A 19697-nucleotide genomic window follows, 5' to 3' on the forward strand; every position below is an offset into this window, starting at 1 on the left:
GTAATTGCCCCAAAAATAGAAAAAAAACATAATGTAATCATGAAAGTGAATCGTTTTAATTTTTACTTCATTATTTTTACTCTTAAATTATTGAAAAATGGATTTTAAAGTGCGGTTTGCTACTGAAGAGGATTTACCGGATATGCTAGAGCATATTCAAGAACTTGCTGTTTATGAAAATGAACCCGATGCCGTAGAAGTTACCATAGAAGAACTTCGCAGATTCGGTTTTGGAGAACATCCTCTATACAAGTGTTTCGTCGCTGAAGTCGATTCTAAAGTGATAGGTATGGCCTTGTTTTATTCAAGATTTTCTACTTGGAAGGGAGAAACGGTCCATCTTGAGGATTTAATTGTCACTAAACCTATGCGAGGTAAATCTATTGGTAAAGCTTTGTTTGAGTCTGTTATAATGTACGCCAAAACTCAAAAAATTAAAAGGGTAGAGTGGGTGGTACTAGACTGGAACACAAATGCTATCGATTTTTATGAAAAATATGGAGCTAAAGTTTTTAAGGAATGGCGTACTGTCCAACTTGACGAAGAGCAAATCAACCATTTTAATTTCAAGTAAATGCAAGTATTCAAATTTGGAGGAGCATCTGTAAAAGATGCCAAAGGGGTAAGAAATGTAGCTACAGTTTTAGAAACGACAGGTCCTAAACAGAAAGTCGTTATCATTTCTGCCATGGGTAAAACCACCAATAAACTTGAAACTATTATCTCGCTTTATTTTAGCAAGAGCAAAGATTTTTCATTAGCGATTTCTGAACTCAAAAACGACCATTATGAAATTTTAGATGAATTGTTTGAAGACAGATCTTATCCTGTTTATACCAAAACCAATTATTTCTTTGATGAAATGTCGATTTTCTTTGATAGAAATAAGTCTCCAAATTACGATTTTGTTTATGATCAAGTAATTGGCTTTGGGGAGCTTATTAGTACGAGTATTGTCAGCTACTATCTAAAGTCTGTTGGGTTTGACAACGTTTGGCACGATTGTAGGAATTTAATAGACACAGATGATACCTACAGAGATGCTGAGGTAAATTGGGAAAATACTCAGCAAAAAATCTTCAACCATATTAATAAGGAGGAATTAAGTATTACTCAAGGTTTTATTGGCTCCGATTCTAATAATTTCTCAACCACCTTAGGACGAGAAGGATCCGACTATACAGCAGGTATTTTTGCCTATTGTCTTAATGCAGAAAATGTCACGATTTGGAAAGATGTCCCTGGTGTGCTAAATGGTGATCCTAATGTCTTTGAAAACACTAAACTCTTGGAGCAGATTTCTTATGAAGAAGCTATTGAGCTTGCTTTTTTTGGGGCGTCTGTCATTCACCCTAAAACACTGCAACCCTTGCAACAAAAAGAAATACCGCTTTTTGTAAAGTCGTTTTATAATCCAAAAAATACAGGAACAAAAGTTGGGAAAGGCAAATTAATCAGCCCCTTGTTACCCTGCTTTATTGTTAAAAAAGATTTGGTTTTTCTTTCACTTTCCACCTTAGATTTTTCATTTTTTGTAGAAGAAAATATCAGTGAGGTTTTTGCTCTTTTTCACAAATATCAAGTTAAGGTAGATCTTATTCAGAATTCAGCGATTAGTTTTTCAGTTTGTGTAGATAATAAATTTAAAAACGTAGATAAATTGATTGATATATTTAAGGCGAAATTTAAAGTTGACCATCAGAAAGGCGTCTCTCTATTTACCATACGTCATTATGATAATGCTTCTATACAGCATATAGTAAAAGATAAAACTGTGCTTTTAAAGCAGTCGTACAAAGAAACGATTCAATTTGTAACCGTTTAATGGATTCGCTAACACAAATTGTTTTAGGTGCCGCTGTAGGAGAACTGGTTCTAGGACGTAAAGTGGGCAACAAAGCAGTGATATACGGAGCCATTGCGGGTACTATTCCAGATTTGGACGTCTTTATAGGTAACTTCTACGACACCGTTACTGCTTTAGAGATTCACAGAGGGTTTTCACATTCTATCGTATTCTCAGTTCTTATGGCTCCTATTTTGGGCTATTTGTTGTCCAGAATTCATAAACAGGCGAGCTGGAAAAACTGGTCTTTACTCGTGTTTTTGGGTCTCTTTACCCACCCGTTGCTAGATTGTTTTACAACTTGGGGAACTCAGTTTTTTTGGCCTTTTGACTTGAGAATAGCCTTCAAATCAATTTTTGTGATAGATCCATTATATACCTTACCATTTTTAATTTGTTTAATAGCGGCTTCAAGGTGTCATAGAACTTCTGTAAAGCGCCGTCGATTGAATCGATGGGGATTGATACTCAGTTCTAGCTATCTTATTCTGTCTCTGGTGTCGAAAGGATTTGCTTTCGATAAATTTGAAAATGCTTTAGCTGCTCAAAACATCACCTACTCTGAACTAGAGACTAGACCATCACCCCTTAATATTTTATTATGGTCTGCCAATGTTAAAACGCCAACTGCATTTTTTATTGGTGAGTATTCTATTTTTGATTCACAACCAATTCAATTTAGGGCATACCCTAAACAGCATGAAAAAATAGAAGGCTTGTTGAAATACGAAAACTTAGAGCGGTTAACCAATATAACTCACGGTTGGTTTACAATTTCTGAACGAGAGAATGAATTGTATTTTAATGATTTGCGTTTCGGTTTAGTAAGCTTAGATCCAGCTTCGGAGAAATTTGTGTTTTCTTACCATTTATCTGAAGTTAATAACGAATTAATAATTACTGAAGAGCCAAAAAACAGAGAGGATGCAAAGGCCTTGCTTTCCGAATTGTGGACAAGAATTAAAGGTAACTAGTTTTTTAAAATATCCATAATAACCATGTCCCGCTCATCTATAATTCTGCCTAAGCAATATGTATTTTTTAAAATGCAATATCCTTATCCAAAGTATCCTTTTCTCGAATAAATATATAGGTTTTATTGGGAAGAGTTTCTAGCATACATAAATCTCTAAAGTTAGGTTCTGCTTTTACAAAAGGTAAATACATGCAAGTTTTCATTTCTTATTCTTTGATTCATTTTCATATTAAATGTTGCCGGTTCTATAAATTTCATCTCTGATGCTCGGTCAGACCAAAAGTCTCCTTCAAGGCTTTGTTAATAGGAGATGTGTACATTAAAATAGGCGAGGATGTTTTGAGTCATTTCAATTCCGTGATAAGTATTTAAAGTATTGCGCTGTAAATTGATCAGTAGTAAATCTAATCTGGTATTTGATGTTTTCAATGGCATTTTCAAATACGGTTTAATCCGTGATAAGTGTTAAACTAGAAAAAGATTTAGCTTGCATGGATGCTGAGCTAAATACTTCTATCCCTTTTTTATGGATATTATTTAAATAAATAGTATGTCCTTCGATACTTGCATTTTTACTATTGATAATTTAAATGGTAGTGATGTTTTCAATTTCATTACTACTTTGTGCTTTTTTATTGGAATATGAGCCTTAGAATAAATGATAATACGTGAACTTTCACAACGTATATTTAGTTCCAAAATACTTTTCATATACCTAGTTTTGTCTAAGCTGTTTTGGGAATCACTGCATAAAAATGGTGTTTCCTTTTTTTATGAGCTTTGGCATTTACAATATTGGTCCTCCCAATCTGTTCAAGCCTGGCCTCACTCAAAACTATCCCAGAATTTCTATCCTTGGTCACGATGACCGCAACCCAATTATTGCTTATACTTTTCTTACTGGATTTGCCACCCCTTTTCCTTGTTTTTTGGCTTCCATACTCTTTTCAGACTTGAGGGAGAATGCCTCTTCATTTTCAGCGATACAAGTAAAGTCATCTACATTGTCCGTGCCCAGTGTGGCTAACCTCTTGTGACGCCAGTTAAAGGCTGTCTTTTTGTTGATGCCCAATGCAGAGACAATTTGGTCAAGGCCCTTTTTTTTAGACTATTAGTTTCAGGTAACCAATACCCTTATCCTCTCATTGATGGCTGGCCATCCAAATTCCAGTGTACTGAGTAAGACTCCTCTGGCAAGACTTGCACTTGTTGCTTTGCGTAATTTTGTCCATTTCTAAGTGGACATACTTAGGATGAGGCAATTGCCTACAGATATTTGTTAGTATATATTTGATTCCCTTCAACAAACGTTTACGCAGCGCAACTGGTTGTAAGAGAATTTGTTTTTAAGCTTTCATTAACTTAAAATACAACTGATAGCTACTCTATACTAGAGCTAATATTATTGAATTTTATTGTTTTTAATATATTAATATTGCTAAATTAAAATGCCCTTATAGTGTGCTTACCATTTATATGCAAGCCTTAAGTAATTTATTTTAAGACATATAAGTCAAAAAATAAGGGTTATGCTTTTTCAGTTTGTAAGGTTCTAGTATTTATGTCGAGTTTTTAGCAATCTGAAATATACCTTTAGATTTTTAAGCAACTTTAGTGAATATATAAAAATAATTATGAAAAATTAAAATAGTTATCTATATTTGTATCATTAACAATTAATTAACAATTAATTAGTGCTTATGAAAATTAAAAAAATGCTTTTTTTTATTGTTGTTTCATTTTTTTCAGTAGCACCACTTATGGCCGGACCTTGTCTTCCTGGTGGCCCTCCAGGACCATGTGATGGTGTAGATGATACTGGAGCTCCTATTGATGGACAAATTTGGCTAGGTCTTATTGGTGGTTTGGCAATTGGCGGTTATTTTTTAATGAAAAAACCCACGATTAAGATCGATTAAAAGATGTTGGATAAATAATTTCTAAACCTAAGCTTACAATCACTATTGCATATTGCAAGTGATGAGTAAGCTTTTTTCATTTGCGATATCGGTTTGGTAAGCTGCATACCCCAAAATCACTAAATAAGACCAAATCAACATATATTTGTAAGTGGTAAAAACACTCAAAACCAATGGTAATAACAAATACCAAGGATGAACTGCTGTAGGTGTTTGGTGGACACCTCCAAACCTACTGCCAATCCATTTTATCATCCTGTTGTGTGTCGAGTTTATATGTTGCACATGGAATGTTCCTTTACCTTTAGAAACATTTATGAGATGGAACTCCGCCTTGATATTCTTGACGAAGCGTTTGCAGCCGTGTTGGGAACCATTGCACAAAAATTGTGCTTCCTTTTTTTATACGTTTTGGCATTTACAATATTGGTTTTCCCGATCTGTCCAAGTGTGGCCACGCTAAAATCTATCCAATGATCACAACTTGATCACTGCTTATGGCTCTCCTTTTCTTTGGTTTTTGACTTCTATATCCTTTTCAGACTTTAGGAAGAAAGACTTATTACTTTCAGTGACACCAGTGAAGTCATCTCCATCGTTCGCACCCAATGAGGCCCACATCTTGTGACGCCAGTTAAAGGCAGTCTTTTTGTTGAAGCCCAATGCCGAGACAATTTCGTCAAGGCTCTTTTCTTTGACTATAAGCTTCAGGTGACCAACAACTTTATCCTCTCGATGATGTCTGGCCATCAAAGTACCAGTATACTGAGTAAAATTCCTGTATCAAGATTTGCACTTGTCGCTTTGTGTACCTTTGTCCATATCTAAACGGACATACTTAGGATGAGGCAATCGTTTGCAGGTCTATATTTCTGGTAGACTATTTGATTTTATACAATAAGCAGTTACAATACAGACTTGGCTGTAAGAGAATTTTTTTTAAGCTTTTATGGTTCCATTAACTTGATACATAACTAATAGTTGATTTAAACTAGAGCTCATTTCATTAATATTAATTGCTTTAAATACATAAATATAGTTAATTAAGAAGGAGTATGGTTTGCCTTCACTATTTATATGCGAGCTTTAAATAATTTGTTTTAAGATATATAAGTTTAAAAATAAGTGGCTATGTTTTTTAAGTTTGTGATGTTATAGTATTTCTGTTGAGTTTTTGGCAATTTGATTTTTTTTTAGATTTTTAAGCAATTTTAGTGAATATTCAAAAATATTTAAATATTGAATTAAAATATCTTGATTACTTTTGTTTTGTTAACAATTAATTAGTACTTATGAAAATTAAAAAAACACTTTTTTTTCTCCTTGTTTCATTTTTTTCTGTAGCATCACTTATGGCCCAACCTGGTGGTCCTGGTGGTGGCCCTCCAGGTTTGCCTGGAGAAGGGGGTGGCGGAGACGGTTTTAGTGTAGATGACAATGCAGCTCCTATTGATGGACAAATTTGGGTAGGTCTTATTGGTGGATTGGCAATTGGCGGTTATTTTTTAATGAAAAAACGCGCGATTAAGATCGATTAAGCGATGTTGGATAAATAATTTCTAAACTTAAGCTTACAATCACTATTGCATATTGCAGAGTGATGAGTAAGCTTTTTTCATTTACAATATCGGTTTGGTAAGCTGCGTAACTTAAAATCACTAGATAAGACCAAATCAACATATACTTGTAAGTGGTAAAAACACTCAAAACTAATGGTAATAACAAATACCATGGATGGACTATTGTGGATAATAAATAATAGCCTGTAACAGCCCAAAGCATGTGTATAAAAAGTTTTTTTAAGTCAATTTCTTTTTTTCTAAAACTTAACCACAAAATGACTAAAAAGGCTAAAAAAGCCAGAGCTTTTCCGAAAATAGCGATAAGATTGTAGCCTACAAATTGAAAACCAATCCATCGTAAAACATAATAAATACTTGCATTAAATTCAAAATTATTGAAATACAGCCCCAAACTGCTTTGATAATTACCCAAAAAAGCCTTGTCCCAAAATATAAAATAGGCTCCAGCAAAACACAAACCAACAATTATATAAAAGCTTAAAGCGGTTTGTATTGATTTTATAAAACTAGTTTTTTGTTTCCTAAAAAAGGCCCACAGAAGGGGTAAGAACATGAGCGTCATCAGTTTCGAAAGTGCTGAAAAAGACCAAAATACCGCAGCAGTTTTAAATTTATTTTGTGAGAGCTGATAGAGTACAAGGATAAAAAAAGCAATCATCATAACTTCAAAATGAAGATTTCCAGTAGATTCTATAATGACAAGCGGATTTAGAATAAAAATCAATATCTGTCTTTTTGGTAAATTTATTTTTTTTAAAATTTTCAAACCATAAACCAATATTCCAAGTTCTGCAATCAGGTTGAAACATCTTAATAAAACAATATTTAGCAGGAGATTATCACCAGCAATTTGCCAAGAAAACGCATAAACAAATTGGGCTACAGGTGGATAGTTTGAATAATTATTGGCACTCAGTTCGCCCATCTTATCATAAAGTAGCACATTGAAACTTTCAGAATTAAATTCTGTAGTAGTCATCAGTTCAACAGGGAGATGTAAATAAGGGTTATAGCCTTTTACTGTTAGCATACCGTCCCAAATAAATCTATAAAAATCTTGAGATAATTCAGGAATAGCAAAAAGGAAAATAAGCTTTAAGCCAAAGCTTAGACCGATTAAATATTTTAATTTGACACCGCTTTGCATTAAGTAATAGGAGGTCGCAAAAGCTATTGTGTAAAGAGAGAACAGCAACCAAAAGCTGCTTTTATCCAATCTATACCCTATCCAATAGTATAGAATGCAAAGTAATGTCACGCAAAAAAACCTCAGGAAAATATGCAAAGCTTTTGAGTTCATCAGTGATTGGGAAATAAGGTTTTGAAAGAAATATAACCAAAACCAAAGGTGAGCATCAAGTGGAAAATGACCAAAGCAAAATCTTGAGTGAGATAAGCGCTATATAAACCATATATGAAATAACAAAAGAGTAAAAACTCTATGCCGTTAAGGATAGAAAGTTTTTTGTTGATGTATGTTTTATCTTTCCAAGTATCTGTATTAGACGAAATATCGAATTTCGGTGTGCGAATAAAAGCTGATTTTTTATTAAAATGACCTTCTAAAATCGCCAGACTATTATGAACGGAAAGCCCCATAGCAATTGAGAAAAAAGTGATAAACAAGCCAACAAACTTTAAAAAAGAAACCAATCCACCTTTATGTATGTCTCTATAACTGGTCCAATATCCATATATAAAAATAAAGGTGCTAGATCCCATAGCTGCCAAAATATAAAATATAATATCCCAAGACTCTTGTTGAAACTTAATATAAAGGATAGGGATGCTTAAAATAGCTACGGTTAGAATCAATAAGAACATACTGGAATTAAGTAAATGAAAAAAGCTGTGTAATTTAGAAAGTAGCTTTAGATCATTGCTTTTCCAAATTTTACAAAAATTCTTCTTGAAGTTCTCTGCAGCCCCTTTATTCCATCGAAATTGTTGAGACCTTGCTGCGCTTAAAACGACTGGGAGTTCTGCTGGAGTAACCACATCTTTAAGATAGATAAAGGTCCAACCCTTGAGTTGGGCTCTGTAGCTTAAATCTAGATCTTCTGTAAGTGTATCTCCCTGCCAATTCCCGGCCTCTAAAATGCAAGATTTTCTCCATATACCTGCAGTTCCATTAAAGTTGATGAAATGGTTCCCATATTTTCTTCCTACTTGTTCAACGAGAAAATGAAAATCTAAAGCAAAGGCTTGTATTTTGGTCAATAGGCTGTAATTTCTGTTCACATGTCCCCAACGGGTTTGCACTACACCAATATGAGGTGCGTTAAAATGAGGAATAGTTCGCTTTAGCCAGTTGGACTGAGGTAAAAAGTCTGCATCAAAAATCGCTATAAATTCTCCTTTAGCGACATCCAAGCCTTCGCGTAGAGCTCCGGCCTTAAAATCTTTTCTATTGGTTCTATGGATGTATTTAGCATTTATACCTCCTTGAATTAAGTCTTCAGTCAGCTTTTCTGTACAATCTTTAGATTCGTCTGTAGAATCGTCGAGAACCTGAATTTCGAGTTGGGAGGAAGGATACTCTAGTTTAGAAATATTATCCAATAATCGCTTTACTACATATTTTTCATTGTAAAGTGGAAGTTGGATAGTCACTTTTGGCCACTCTTGGGGTTCAATAGGGTTTTTTGAAACTTGCTGTTTAGCCTTTTTATAATTCAGAACAAGTTGAAGTTGTGCTAAACTGTAAAGCAATATAACCAATAAAGCAATGCTGTAAATACCAATTATAATATAGTCAAGTGTCATTTAAATGTATATTTAAAAATCCAACCTAGTATCTTTATGCCAGCCATAATTGCCCCTTTTACAGTTCCAGACACTTTAGATTGTCCTATTCGATTTCTATAACGAACCTCAACTTCAGCGTAAGATAAAGATTGTTTTAGAGCTTTCAGTTGCATTTCTACAGTCCACCCGTAGGTTTTATCTTCCATCTTTAAATTTAATAGCTTTTTATATTTTATAGCCCGGAAAGGGCCTAGATCTGTAAATTTTGATGTAAAGAAAACTCGCATCAGTGATGTAGCTAGCCAATTACCAAATACTTGCGGAAAAGTCATTGAGCCAGATTCTCGTTTTGATTTGACTCTAGCTCCTATCACAAAATCAATATGATCATTGATAATTGGCGCGAGGATTTTGTCTATTTCTTCGGGGTAGTCACTATAATCGCCATCTAAAAAGACAACTATATCGGTTTTCTGGTCCAGAGTTTTTAAATAAGATAAGCCCTTCAAGCAAGCATTCCCATAGCCAGATTTGGATTCTGAAAGAACAGTTGCACCAGCATTGGCAGCAACTTTGTTGGTGTGATCTGTAGAATTATTGTCTACGACAATAATCTCTGTCACGTGAGGAGGGATATCACCAATAACTTTAGAAATGGACTTCTCCTCGTTAAACGCTGGTATAATAACTCTTATCATTTTCATAAGCCGCGAAAATACGCTTTTAGAGATATAGTCGTGTGAAACTACAATTGATTTCAAATAATAGGATAAACCTTAAGAGACTTATTTGCGTAAATAAATATAGATAGAGTTTTTTTTGTAAAGGTTTTTTTGTTGATAGATTGGAAATTGTGGTTAGCATTTCACAATTTCCTTTTTTTAAAGAAGATTTGCCAAATGGTTTTAATTAAGTAGTTTTAGAAAAAATTATAAATGCAACCAGACGAGCTCATTTTACAGTTGAAGAAAAAAAATGAAGTTGCTTTTTCTCAAATCTATGATATGTATTCTGAAAATATTTTTGGAATTATAAATAATATAGTTAAAGATGTAGAAATTGCTGAAGAAGTTCTTCAAGATGTCTTCATTAAAGTATGGAATAAATCTGATTCTTATTCCTCTGATAAAGGGCGTTTTTTTACTTGGCTATTGAATATATCAAGAAATACAGCGATAGATAAAGTCAGGTCAAAATCTTATAAAAACAAACGTAAAAACCTTGATTTTGATGACTTCTCCTTTTTCATAAAAGATGATATGGATTTAGATAGTCAGAGTGATGGGTATGGCCTAAGAAAATTTGTAGACAGACTTAAGCCAATGTGTGTAAAATTAATCGATTTACTTTTTTTTAAAGGGTACACACAAAAGGAAGTTTCAGAGACATTAGACATCCCTTTAGGAACAGTGAAGTCGAGAAATAGAAGTTGCTTAAACTCACTAAGAGAAACATTAGGATAATATGGATACCAAAGACTATATAGAATCTGGATTGCTTGAGCTTTATGTTTACGGAGCACTTTCACCCAAAGAGCAAGCTAAAATTGCTCAAGATGTAGCCAAAGATCCTGAACTTCAAGCGGAAGTAGAATCGATTGAAACCATTTTGTTGGAGCTTTCTAAAGCGACATCTCCAGTTGTAAACCCTTCCATTAAAGAATTAGTAGTAACAAAATTAAGATCGAAATCCTTTCAACACAAACCTAAAGTAAAAATTATCACTTCCAATTACTCCTACTTTGGATGGGCTGCAGCAATTCTTTTGTTAGGGGGTATCCTTTGGTTATTGAAATTGAATCAAGATCTTCAAAATGACATAGAAGTTGTGAATTCACAATTAGAAATGAAAGAGGTTCAAGTTACTGAAGCTTCACAGAAAGTTGAGACTTTGGAAGAACTGTTTTTACAAATGGGAGATCCAAGTACACGTAAACTGACGTTGCCAGGAAATAAATTAAATTCTCCAAATAGTTCTGTAGTAGCCTTTTATACAGATGAAAAAGAACAGCTGATTTTGGACATCAGCAGGTTGCCAGAGGCACCAGAAGGTATGGTTTATCAAGCTTGGTCGCTTAAATTTGAACCTCTCACACCAAAAAGTATAGGGCTTTTAGCCGAGACAAATTCTTCAGAAAATAGAGTGTTTAGATTTAAAAATGTTCCAGAATCTGAAGGTTTTGGTATTACTTTAGAACCTGCTGGAGGAAGTGAGCAGCCTAATTTAAAACAACTTTACGCTTTAGGAACTATCTAAAGGAATTCAATTTAGTCTCCAGATTTCAAAATTAAGCGCAGTAGCATAAGCGATCCAAAGTAGGTAAGGGATAAGAAGATATGCTGCTGTTTTATTGATAATCTTAAACCATTTGAAAGTGAGTAAGACGAGTATATTAAGAGCTATAATGGTAATTAAGCCTATAAAAGGTGACTGGTAACCAAAAAAAACAATAGACCAAGAGGCATTTAAAATCAATTGAATACCGAAGTGATAAAGTGCAGTTTTTACCCACACATGATAAAAACCTTTGCTCCAAACAATACCAGCAGAAATTCCCATTAAAATGTATAGAACTGTCCATACAGGAGCAAACAGCCAGTTGGGTGGATTAAAGCTCGGTTTGTTTAAAGTGGCATACCAAGTATCTACACTAGTTTGAGTAGCGATGGATCCTAAAAATCCTATCCCTAAGCATACTAGTATTGCAATAAAGATTCTTACCAATGTAGAGGCTTTCATAAGTTTAGTTATAAAAGCAAAGTATTACTATTTTTCCAGATGTGCAACGCTTAGCTTTACTAGAGTCTTTGTTTATATTTGTGTGAAATTTAAAGAATGCAAAATCAAGATTTTATATATAAGGTTACTCCTGTTTTACCAGAACTAGGAAAGTACTCTTCTGAAGCCCCTAGCAACATCGCTTTGGTAAAATACTGGGGAAAGTATGGAGAACAATTACCTAAAAATACGTCTATAAGTTACACCCTAGAGGAATGTAAGACCAAAACTGAGGTCGTGCTTAAAAAGAAGATAAAAGCTGATAATCAATTTCATTTTGAAGTTTTTTTTGAAGGCAAGCGAAAAGTATCTTTCGAACCAAAAATTGATGTGTTTCTAAAGAGGATTGAAACCTATGTTCCTTTCTTAAAATCTTTTGAATTTGAAATTCACACAAAAAATACCTTTCCACACAGTAGTGGAATAGCTTCCTCAGCTAGCGGAATGGCTGCCCTCGCTAAATGTTTTATGAAAATAGAGGCCTCTGTATCTCCTGAAATTTCGAATGTATACTCAGAGCATAAAACATCCTTTTTGGCAAGATTAGGGTCGGGAAGTGCCTGTAGAAGTACAGGGGGAAAGCTTGTAGTTTGGGGAGAACATAAGGAGATCGAAGGCAGTTCCAGCTTTTATGGTATAGATTACCCTTACGAGGTCCATTCAAATTTTAGGTTATTTAAAGATTCTATTTTACTTATTGATGAAGGACAGAAGCAGGTAAGTAGTAGTCTTGGCCATAATCTTATGCATAACCATCCCTTTGCAGAGCAGCGTTTTCAACAAGCGGATAATAATATAACTAAGCTTATATCTATCTTAACATCTGGGGATTATGAAGCCTTCTTTGCCTTGGTAGAGTCAGAAGCTTTATCTCTTCATGCCATGATGATGACAAGCTCACCCTATTTTATTCTTATGCAGCCCAACACGTTGCAGGTGATTGAAAAGATTTGGGAATTCAGAAAAAAGGAAAATGTTCATTTGGGCTTTACTTTAGATGCAGGCGCCAACGTCCATTTGTTATACCCAGAATCTTCAGACCCTATGGTGAGGCCTTTTATCGATTCTCAGTTGCTATCGTTTTGCGTCAATAACAAGGTGATTCATGACCAAATTCAATTTTAACCCCACTTAAAGATTTTGGACTCAAATTGAATTAAAAGCATTAATTTTGTAACGTAAGTATTTTAAAGCGAGACCATATCTTTTTAATAAAAGGATGTATTATCTCTCAATTTTCATTAATATTTGCACTGCAGAATAGTCATATTCTAAAAGTAACCATTATGAAAGGACCTTTATTTTATTCTAAGATATTGTTATTCGGTGAATACGGTATCATCAAAGATTCCAAAGGCTTATCCATCCCTTACAATTTTTATAACGGTGCCTTAAAAGTGGATGAACAACCGGATGCAAAGGCTGTGAAATCCAATACCGATTTAAAACGATTTTCTTTGTATCTGGAAGAATTTCAAAGTGAAGTTGATACACCAGTTCGTTTTGATATTGCAGCGCTTAATGCAGATCTTGAAAAAGGAATGTATTTCGACAGTAGCATTCCACAAGGATATGGTGTGGGAAGTAGCGGTGCACTTGTAGCTGCTATTTATGATAAGTACGCTTTCGATAAGATTACTGTTTTAGAAAATCTGACTAAAGACAAATTACTAAAACTGAAAACCATTTTTTCCAAAATGGAATCTTTTTTCCATGGAAAATCTTCAGGACTTGATCCCCTTAATAGTTATTTAAGCTTACCAATTTTAATTAATTCTAAAGATAATATAGAACCTGCAGGTCTTCCATCACAATCTCAAAATGGTAATGGTGCTGTATTTTTATTAGATAGTGGAATTGCTAGTGAAACCGCTCCAATGGTTCAGATCTTTATGGAAAACATGAAGCAGGAAGGGTTTAGAAATATTATAAAAGATAAGTTTGTTAAGCATACGGATGCTTGTGTAGATAATTTTTTAGAAGGCGATTTTAAAACTCTTTTTGGAAACATCAAGCATTTGTCAAACGTCGTTTTAGAAAATTTCAAACCTATGATTCCAAAACAGTTCCACGAACTTTGGAAAAATGGTATAGAAACCAACGATTACTACCTAAAACTTTGTGGTTCTGGAGGAGGTGGTTATATTTTAGGCTTTACTGAAGATTTTGAAAAAGCTAAAAAAGCTTTAGAAGGTCATAAGTTAGAAGTCGTTTACACTTTTTAAAACCGTTTAGATGTCTTGGGAGAACAAACGTATTTGGCTCAAATTCTTGAGCTTGTTCTCGGTAATTCGTGGATATAATATTCTCATTATTATTATTGCTCAATATTTGGCGTCCATTTTTATAATGGCTTACCATTTACCGTTAAACCAAGTGGTATTCGACATTAATTTATTTCTTATTGTAGTGTCTACCGCCCTCGCAATTGCTTCTGGCTACCTTATCAATAATTTCTACGATTCCGAAAAAGACTTAATTAATCGGCCTAGTAAAACGCTGCTCGATAATTATGTCAGCCAAAAAACCAAACTCAGCGTCTATTTTATTCTCAACTTTTTGAGTGTTATCATTGCGAGTTACATCAGTTTTAAAGCTGTTCTTTTTTTCTCCTCTTACATTTTTCTACTGTGGCTGTATTCTCATAAAATTAAGCGTTATCCTTTCTTAGGAACACTCACGGCAGGCCTTGTGGCAATACTTCCATTTTTCATCATTTTCGTGTACTATAGAAATTTTGAAGAGGTTATTATAGTTCACGCTGTCTTTTTGTTTTTTATTATTCTTATTCGAGAATTAGTTAAAGATTTGGAAAACCTCAAAGGAGACTTTACATTGGACTATTCTACTATCCCTGTAAAATATAGCGTGGAATTTACCAAAAAATTGATTTCTGTTTTGGTGATTTCAACTATTGTCCCAGCTCTTATTCTTATTTTATTTTTTGACTCGGGATATATGGATTATTACTTCTTGCTCTGTGTTGTTTTACTCATTATTTTCTTGTGGCAACTTTGGAGGTCCGAACAAAGACCACATTATTTAATCTTGCACAACCTTTTAAAATTTGTAATTGTTCTCGGTGTTTTTAGCATTATGCTAATTGATATCGAAACTTTGATAAAACGCTTCTTTTAAACTGTTTTTTCTGAATTTGCTCTGTGTTGTTTTATTCATTTAGACATCGAGCTTTAAGAATTGAGATAAGATCTATACAATCGTCTTGGATTTTGCAAATGCTTCAAGTTAGCGTTGTAATTACCGCTGCCGCAAGGCCTGAAGATTTATCGACAACAGACGTAAAACTAAGTTTATAGAAAGCGACAAACTAAATATCGCAAGTGTAAGAGGTGAGCAGAGGCAAATTCAGTATAAAAATTTGTCTCGATTTAAATTTTAAAATCGTACAAATAAACCGAATTATACGACGTAGTTCAGCACAGGTTTTTTGATTGATTGAAATTAAAAAAAACCATCATAGTCTAAGCTACGGTATTTTTTTTGATAAAAATCCTGTGCCGAATTCGTTTCGGTAAACCGATTTATTGCGACCGTATAGGTTTAATTCAGTATGAGTGTTCTGGGAGATATTCTAGCCTAAGGATATCGATATCCTCGATGAGTTGTTCTATTTCTTCGGGATTGGTCCCATCATAAAAGCCTCGGATGCGCTTTTCTTTATCTACTAGCACAAAATTTTCTGTATGGACAAGGTCATATTTACCACCGTTACCTTCAGTTTTTGAAGCTAGATATTCTTTCCTGGCTAAGTTGTAAATTTGTTTCTTATCGCCAGTCACCAGATTCCATTTGCTGTCGATAACTCCTTTTTCCAGAGCATATTTTTTGAGCTGCGCAACATCATCAATTTCTGGTGTAACCGAGTGGGAAAGCAATAAAATATCTTTGTCATCTTCAAATTCATTTTGCAAAGTTTGCATGCTTTTGGCCATGTCTATGCAGATGCTCTGGCAGGTGGTGAAAAAGAAATCGGCCACATAAATTTTATCTTTGTAGTTTTTTTGGGTAATGGTATCTCCATTTTGGTTCACCAGCTTAAAGTCCTTTACTTTGTGGTATTTACGAATGTACTGGACCGTCGTGTCCACAAGATCTGCAGTGACCATGCTAGGTTGGTATACTGGAAGTTTTGGAATAGGATCAAGTTGATTATAAATTAAGGTGATGATTATTCCAGAGAGAACGAACATCACTATGGCGAAAAACTTGTATTTGGCGAAAAACTTTAGCATGGCGATATAATTACTGTAAAATTACTCGTAAATACAGGACTACAAAGTGTTAGAGTTACAATTAAATGTTAACTATACAGGGAAGCGATTCAAAAATTTTTTATGCCCCAATAAAAGATTACTTTTGCAACTGAAAAAATTACAAATTAATGGATACATTTTTTATAAAAGCAATACAACTCTTATTGAGTTTATCTATACTTATAGTCCTTCATGAACTTGGTCATTTTATACCCGCCAAGTTGTTTAAAACTCGAGTAGAGAAATTCTATCTCTTTTTTGATGTTAAATTTTCGCTTTTCAAAAAGAAAATAGGGGATACGGTGTATGGAATTGGTTGGTTGCCACTTGGAGGATATGTCAAGATTTCCGGGATGATAGACGAAAGTATGGATAAAGAACAAATGTCCAAACCGCCTGAGCCGTGGGAGTTTAGAAGCAAGCCTACATGGCAACGTCTTATCATTATGCTAGGTGGTGTAACGGTGAATATTGTCCTTGGCTTTCTTATTTATATGATGGTCTTATTTGTTTGGGGCGAAGATTACCTAGACCCAAAAGTATTTGATAATGGTTTGGAAAGTGCCGAGTTGATGAAAGACTTTGGTTTTTTGGATGGCGATAAAATCTTGAATGTTGACGGGAAACCTCTGCAAAGTCAAATAGATATTAATAGACAGCTTTTGCTGCGAGATGTGAATGATATTGAGGTGCAACATGCCAATGGGGCAACAGAGTATCTCTCTATGCCAGAAGACATAGGGCAGCAGTTATTTCAATCTGGAAATTTTCAACCTTTTTCTCCTGTTAGGAAACCCGTTATAGATAGCGTAATTCCCAATTCCCCAGCAGAAAGAGCAGGGTTGACCCAAGGGATATTGATAACAGCTGTAAATGGTGAAAAAGTAACTTACTGGCATGAGTTTAGAAAAAAAGTGAAAGCTACCCAAGGCCAAGCCTTCGATCTTAGTTTCATTTCTGCCACTGGTGAAAACCAAGCTCTTAATAAAGAACTCAATGCCGAAGGTTTAGGAACTGTAAATATTACCACTAACGAAGAAGGCGATATTGGTGTTTATACTTCAGCCTTTAGTCAAGACAATATTCTGACTAAGACTTATAGTTTTGGTGAAAGTATACCAGCAGGATTTGACTTTGCCTACTGGACGCTCAACGATTATGTGTCGCAATTTAAATATGTATTTACCAAAAAAGGCGCTACACAAGTTGGTGGTTTTGGAGCTATAGGAAGTCTGTTTCCAGACACATGGGATTGGCAGTCTTTTTGGACGACAACTGCTTTTATTTCCATTATTCTAGCCTTTATGAATATCCTACCTATTCCCGCATTGGACGGAGGACATGTGGTTTTTTTACTTTATGAAATGGTCTCTGGGCGTAAGCCCAATGAAAAAGTGATGGAATATGCGCAGATAGCCGGTTTTTTCATCCTGATTGCCTTAGTTCTTTTTGCAAATGGAAATGATGTTTACCGCTGGATCTCGGGAGACTAAAAAACTAATTCTTTTCCAGAAAAATATTTTGCAAGACTAAATATTGGTTTATATTTGCAATCGCAAAAGATGACAGTTCATTACATACGATAAATTCCTCCTTAGCTCAGTTGGTTAGAGCATCTGACTGTTAATCAGAGGGTCCAAAGTTCGAGTCTTTGAGGAGGAGCAAGTAAGCCTGATATGAAAATATCGGGTTTTTTTGTTTTTAAAGAATAGTATATCTATTTAGTTTCCAGTTGCTGTACTTCTAGCTATTATTAGCCTGTCGAATAGTCTTTGTCCAAAATATTTCCTAAAGAGTTTGTAGATGAGGTCATGATCAAAGAATATAAGTCTATAGCTGAAGCTTCCAGACAAACAGGAATAAGCAAATCATGTATAGCAAAGACTGTAATGGGAGAGAGGCAATATGCAGGAGGATTCTTGTGGATAAAATAAACACTACAATGCCCTATATAAATAAAACCAGTTCATTTATTTGGGCTGGTTTTTTTAAAACTAATAACAATTTATCATTAAATAGTTAAGGTTTTAAAATTTATTTTTTTACTGTATACATTAAATATGAAAACCAAAGGGTTGGTTAAAGTAAATATAAGAAGTTAGGTTTTTTGTTAGAAGACATAAAAATAGAGATTAGTTTGATTTGAGTGTTGAAAACAGCTTTTTGATTTTAATGACAGTATTTTGGTGAAGCCCATTGATTCTATCAATTTCTACATTCTTTTAACCTTTCTCAAGTAATTCAATAGCTTTCTTATTCTTTGTTTTAGCCAAAAATTTAATCGGGTTTTCTTTAGTTCATATACTGCGTCCCTTATATACTCCCCTAGCTTTTGAGATAGTAATTTTTTCTAGCTGTCTTTCTTAGATTTGGTTTCTCTCCATTTCACCAATAAGATAATAAAAAAATTACTAATTTTAAACTATCAATAAAACGGAGCTAACACAACTTGTTGTGTTATCCATACGTTGTACTACATTAAAAAAAATATGAATAAATTTATAATTTCTGTTAAATGGCTAGATAGCAAATTGAATGATGAAAACTTAGTTATTCTAGATTGCACATTAAAAAATCAGTTAGAAAAACTCTCTCCATCAATTCAAGATATTCAAATTAAAAATGCCATATTTTTTGACATTAAATTTAAATTTAGTGATACCAAAAGTGAATTCCCTACAGCATATCCTACTAGAAATCAATTTGAAAAAGAGTCACAAAAACTAGGTATCAATAATGATAGTGTCATTGTTGTTTATGACGCTAATGGTATTTATTCAAGCCCTAGAGTTTGGTGGTTATTTAAATCAATGGGACATCAACAGGTTTTTGTTTTAGATGGAGGTTTACCTGAATGGATTAAAAATAATTATCAAACCGAAAAAAAATCAGAAAAAAAATATTTGAAAGGAAATTTTCAAATAAAATCAAACGAAAATATCGTTAGAAAATTTGATGACATTATGAGTAACCTATCATCTAAAAAAGAATTAGTGATAGATGTTCGGTCTAAAGATAGATTTGAAGGTAATATTCCTGAACCTAGAAAAGGACTTAGAAGTGGAAAAATTGGAAATTCAATAAATTTACCATACACTAAAGTTCTAAATAATGGGAAATTTCAAAATGAAAAACACCTAAAAAACCTCTTTGAATTCTTGAAAGATGAAAAGAGAAATATTGTATTTAGTTGTGGTTCTGGAATTACTGCTTGTGTAGTTTATTTAGCCTCTGAATCAATACTATCGAATTCTAGAGCTGTTTATGATGGTTCTTGGTCAGAATGGGGAGAAAAAACAAAAACGTAGTACAACAATGGCTATAATTAATACGGGTTTTGGTCCTTGACCCAAAGTTTGAGCTTTTAACCAAGTCCGCCAAATCTTTTGATTTGGCTTTAAAATAAAAAAGTTAAAATAAAATGCAACGTTTTGGCTAAGTGCTTAATCGGAATTGATTGCTTTTTAATCCCGTACTAACCATAGGTACTGTGTTATAAAACAAGTTTTTTCTTTAAAATATTAGGAAACAAATTGAGCGATCAATTTGTTATCCCACGCGGCAGGAGCTTCA

19 protein-coding genes, 1 tRNA gene and 2 pseudogenes are annotated in these 19697 nt (G+C 33.9%); 14 read left to right on the forward strand and 8 right to left on the reverse strand.

Annotated elements, in window-relative coordinates; genetic code table 11:
* The first annotated feature begins 97 nt into the window (after window positions 1-97).
* From CXF67_RS04340 to CXF67_RS04350, 3 genes are read left to right on the forward strand one after another with little or no spacing between them, the layout of a single operon-like run.
* A complete protein-coding gene (locus CXF67_RS04340) occupies window positions 98-574 on the forward strand; it encodes a GNAT family N-acetyltransferase (protein ID WP_102087623.1) in 477 nt (158 codons plus the stop codon).
* Window positions 575-1825, forward strand: coding sequence for an aspartate kinase (locus CXF67_RS04345; protein WP_102087624.1), 1251 nt, complete (start codon window positions 575-577; stop codon window positions 1823-1825).
* Window positions 1825-2820, forward strand: a complete 996-nt coding sequence (locus tag CXF67_RS04350) for a metal-dependent hydrolase (RefSeq protein WP_102087625.1) — start codon at window positions 1825-1827, stop codon at window positions 2818-2820. Before CXF67_RS04345 ends, CXF67_RS04350 begins: the two co-directional genes overlap by 1 nt.
* A 67-nt stretch (window positions 2821-2887) precedes the next feature.
* Here the strand turns inward: CXF67_RS04350 and CXF67_RS18660 are convergent, their stop codons facing one another.
* Both CXF67_RS18660 and CXF67_RS18665 read right to left on the reverse strand, forming a co-directional pair.
* Complete coding sequence (locus CXF67_RS18660; RefSeq protein ID WP_257984592.1) at window positions 2888-3025, reverse strand: hypothetical protein; 138 nt, start codon at window positions 3023-3025, stop codon at window positions 2888-2890.
* A gap of 526 nt (window positions 3026-3551) precedes the next feature.
* A pseudogene (locus tag CXF67_RS18665) lies at window positions 3552-4162 on the reverse strand (transposase); the annotation flags it as partial.
* A gap of 375 nt (window positions 4163-4537) precedes the next feature.
* On the opposite strand from CXF67_RS18665, the gene CXF67_RS04365 reads away from it, so the two are divergent.
* Complete coding sequence (locus CXF67_RS04365) at window positions 4538-4741, forward strand: hypothetical protein (protein WP_145990382.1); 204 nt, start codon at window positions 4538-4540, stop codon at window positions 4739-4741.
* A gap of 194 nt (window positions 4742-4935) precedes the next feature.
* On the opposite strand, the pseudogene CXF67_RS18670 reads toward CXF67_RS04365, so the two are convergent.
* Window positions 4936-5602, reverse strand: a pseudogene (locus CXF67_RS18670) (IS1595 family transposase); the annotation flags it as partial.
* 431 nt (window positions 5603-6033) lie between these two features.
* Between CXF67_RS18670 and CXF67_RS04380 the strand changes: the two are divergent.
* On the forward strand, window positions 6034-6279 hold the full coding sequence (locus CXF67_RS04380) for a hypothetical protein (protein ID WP_102087630.1): 246 nt from the start codon (window positions 6034-6036) through the stop codon (window positions 6277-6279).
* Here CXF67_RS04380 and CXF67_RS04385 read toward each other — a convergent pair.
* From CXF67_RS04385 to CXF67_RS04395, 3 genes are read right to left on the reverse strand one after another with little or no spacing between them, the layout of a single operon-like run.
* Entirely contained in the window at window positions 6266-7582 is a 1317-nt protein-coding gene (locus CXF67_RS04385; RefSeq protein ID WP_257984593.1) for an MptA/MptB family glycosyltransferase, read from the reverse strand. The two genes, CXF67_RS04380 and CXF67_RS04385, sit on opposite strands and share 14 nt — an antisense overlap.
* A 41-nt stretch (window positions 7583-7623) precedes the next feature.
* Complete coding sequence (locus CXF67_RS04390) at window positions 7624-9090, reverse strand: cellulose synthase family protein (RefSeq protein WP_102087632.1); 1467 nt, start codon at window positions 9088-9090, stop codon at window positions 7624-7626.
* Window positions 9087-9776, reverse strand: a complete 690-nt coding sequence (locus tag CXF67_RS04395; protein WP_102087633.1) for a glycosyltransferase family 2 protein — start codon at window positions 9774-9776, stop codon at window positions 9087-9089. The genes CXF67_RS04390 and CXF67_RS04395 overlap by 4 nt, the downstream gene beginning before the upstream one ends.
* A 231-nt stretch (window positions 9777-10007) precedes the next feature.
* On the opposite strand from CXF67_RS04395, the gene CXF67_RS04400 reads away from it, so the two are divergent.
* Together CXF67_RS04400 and CXF67_RS04405 are read left to right on the forward strand one after the other, a co-directional pair.
* A complete protein-coding gene (locus CXF67_RS04400; protein WP_102087634.1) occupies window positions 10008-10535 on the forward strand; it encodes an RNA polymerase sigma factor in 528 nt (175 codons plus the stop codon).
* Window position 10536: 1 nt separating this feature from the next.
* A complete protein-coding gene (locus tag CXF67_RS04405; RefSeq protein ID WP_102087635.1) occupies window positions 10537-11328 on the forward strand; it encodes an anti-sigma factor in 792 nt (263 codons plus the stop codon).
* Between the two features lie 6 nt (window positions 11329-11334).
* Here CXF67_RS04405 and CXF67_RS04410 read toward each other — a convergent pair whose 3' ends face one another.
* Window positions 11335-11811, reverse strand: coding sequence for a TspO/MBR family protein (locus tag CXF67_RS04410; RefSeq protein WP_102087636.1), 477 nt, complete (start codon window positions 11809-11811; stop codon window positions 11335-11337).
* 96 nt (window positions 11812-11907) lie between these two features.
* Here CXF67_RS04410 and CXF67_RS04415 point away from each other — a divergent pair, with 96 nt between their 5' ends.
* From CXF67_RS04415 to CXF67_RS04425, 3 genes are all read left to right on the forward strand, one after another.
* Entirely contained in the window at window positions 11908-12975 is a 1068-nt protein-coding gene (locus tag CXF67_RS04415; RefSeq protein WP_102087637.1) for a diphosphomevalonate decarboxylase, read from the forward strand.
* Window positions 12976-13136: 161 nt separating this feature from the next.
* Window positions 13137-14075, forward strand: coding sequence for a mevalonate kinase family protein (locus CXF67_RS04420; protein WP_102087638.1), 939 nt, complete (start codon window positions 13137-13139; stop codon window positions 14073-14075).
* 10 nt (window positions 14076-14085) lie between these two features.
* The gene (locus CXF67_RS04425; protein ID WP_102087639.1) at window positions 14086-14988 is read left to right on the forward strand and encodes a geranylgeranylglycerol-phosphate geranylgeranyltransferase; all 903 of its coding nucleotides are present in this window, start codon (window positions 14086-14088) and stop codon (window positions 14986-14988) included.
* Window positions 14989-15416: 428 nt separating this feature from the next.
* On the opposite strand, the gene CXF67_RS04430 is transcribed toward CXF67_RS04425, so the two are convergent.
* A complete protein-coding gene (locus CXF67_RS04430; protein WP_102087640.1) occupies window positions 15417-16103 on the reverse strand; it encodes an SCO family protein in 687 nt (228 codons plus the stop codon).
* A gap of 149 nt (window positions 16104-16252) precedes the next feature.
* On the opposite strand from CXF67_RS04430, the gene rseP reads away from it, so the two are divergent.
* The 4 genes from rseP (at window position 16253) to CXF67_RS04445 (ending at window position 19432) form a co-directional block, all read left to right on the forward strand.
* Window positions 16253-17617: an RIP metalloprotease RseP gene (gene rseP, locus CXF67_RS04435; RefSeq protein WP_102087641.1), complete on the forward strand. Its 1365-nt coding sequence runs from the start codon at window positions 16253-16255 to the stop codon at window positions 17615-17617.
* A 95-nt stretch (window positions 17618-17712) separates the two neighbouring features.
* Window positions 17713-17786: transfer RNA gene (locus CXF67_RS04440), tRNA-Asn, on the forward strand.
* 110 nt (window positions 17787-17896) lie between these two features.
* Window positions 17897-18058, forward strand: a complete 162-nt coding sequence (locus CXF67_RS18085; RefSeq protein ID WP_180957895.1) for a hypothetical protein — start codon at window positions 17897-17899, stop codon at window positions 18056-18058.
* Window positions 18059-18613: 555 nt separating this feature from the next.
* Window positions 18614-19432: a sulfurtransferase gene (locus CXF67_RS04445; RefSeq protein WP_102087642.1), complete on the forward strand. Its 819-nt coding sequence runs from the start codon at window positions 18614-18616 to the stop codon at window positions 19430-19432.
* The last annotated feature ends 265 nt before the right edge of the window (window positions 19433-19697 follow it).

Origin of the sequence: Psychroflexus sp. MES1-P1E (assembly GCF_002836055.1) — a bacterium.
Lineage (GTDB): Bacteria > Bacteroidota > Bacteroidia > Flavobacteriales > Flavobacteriaceae > Psychroflexus.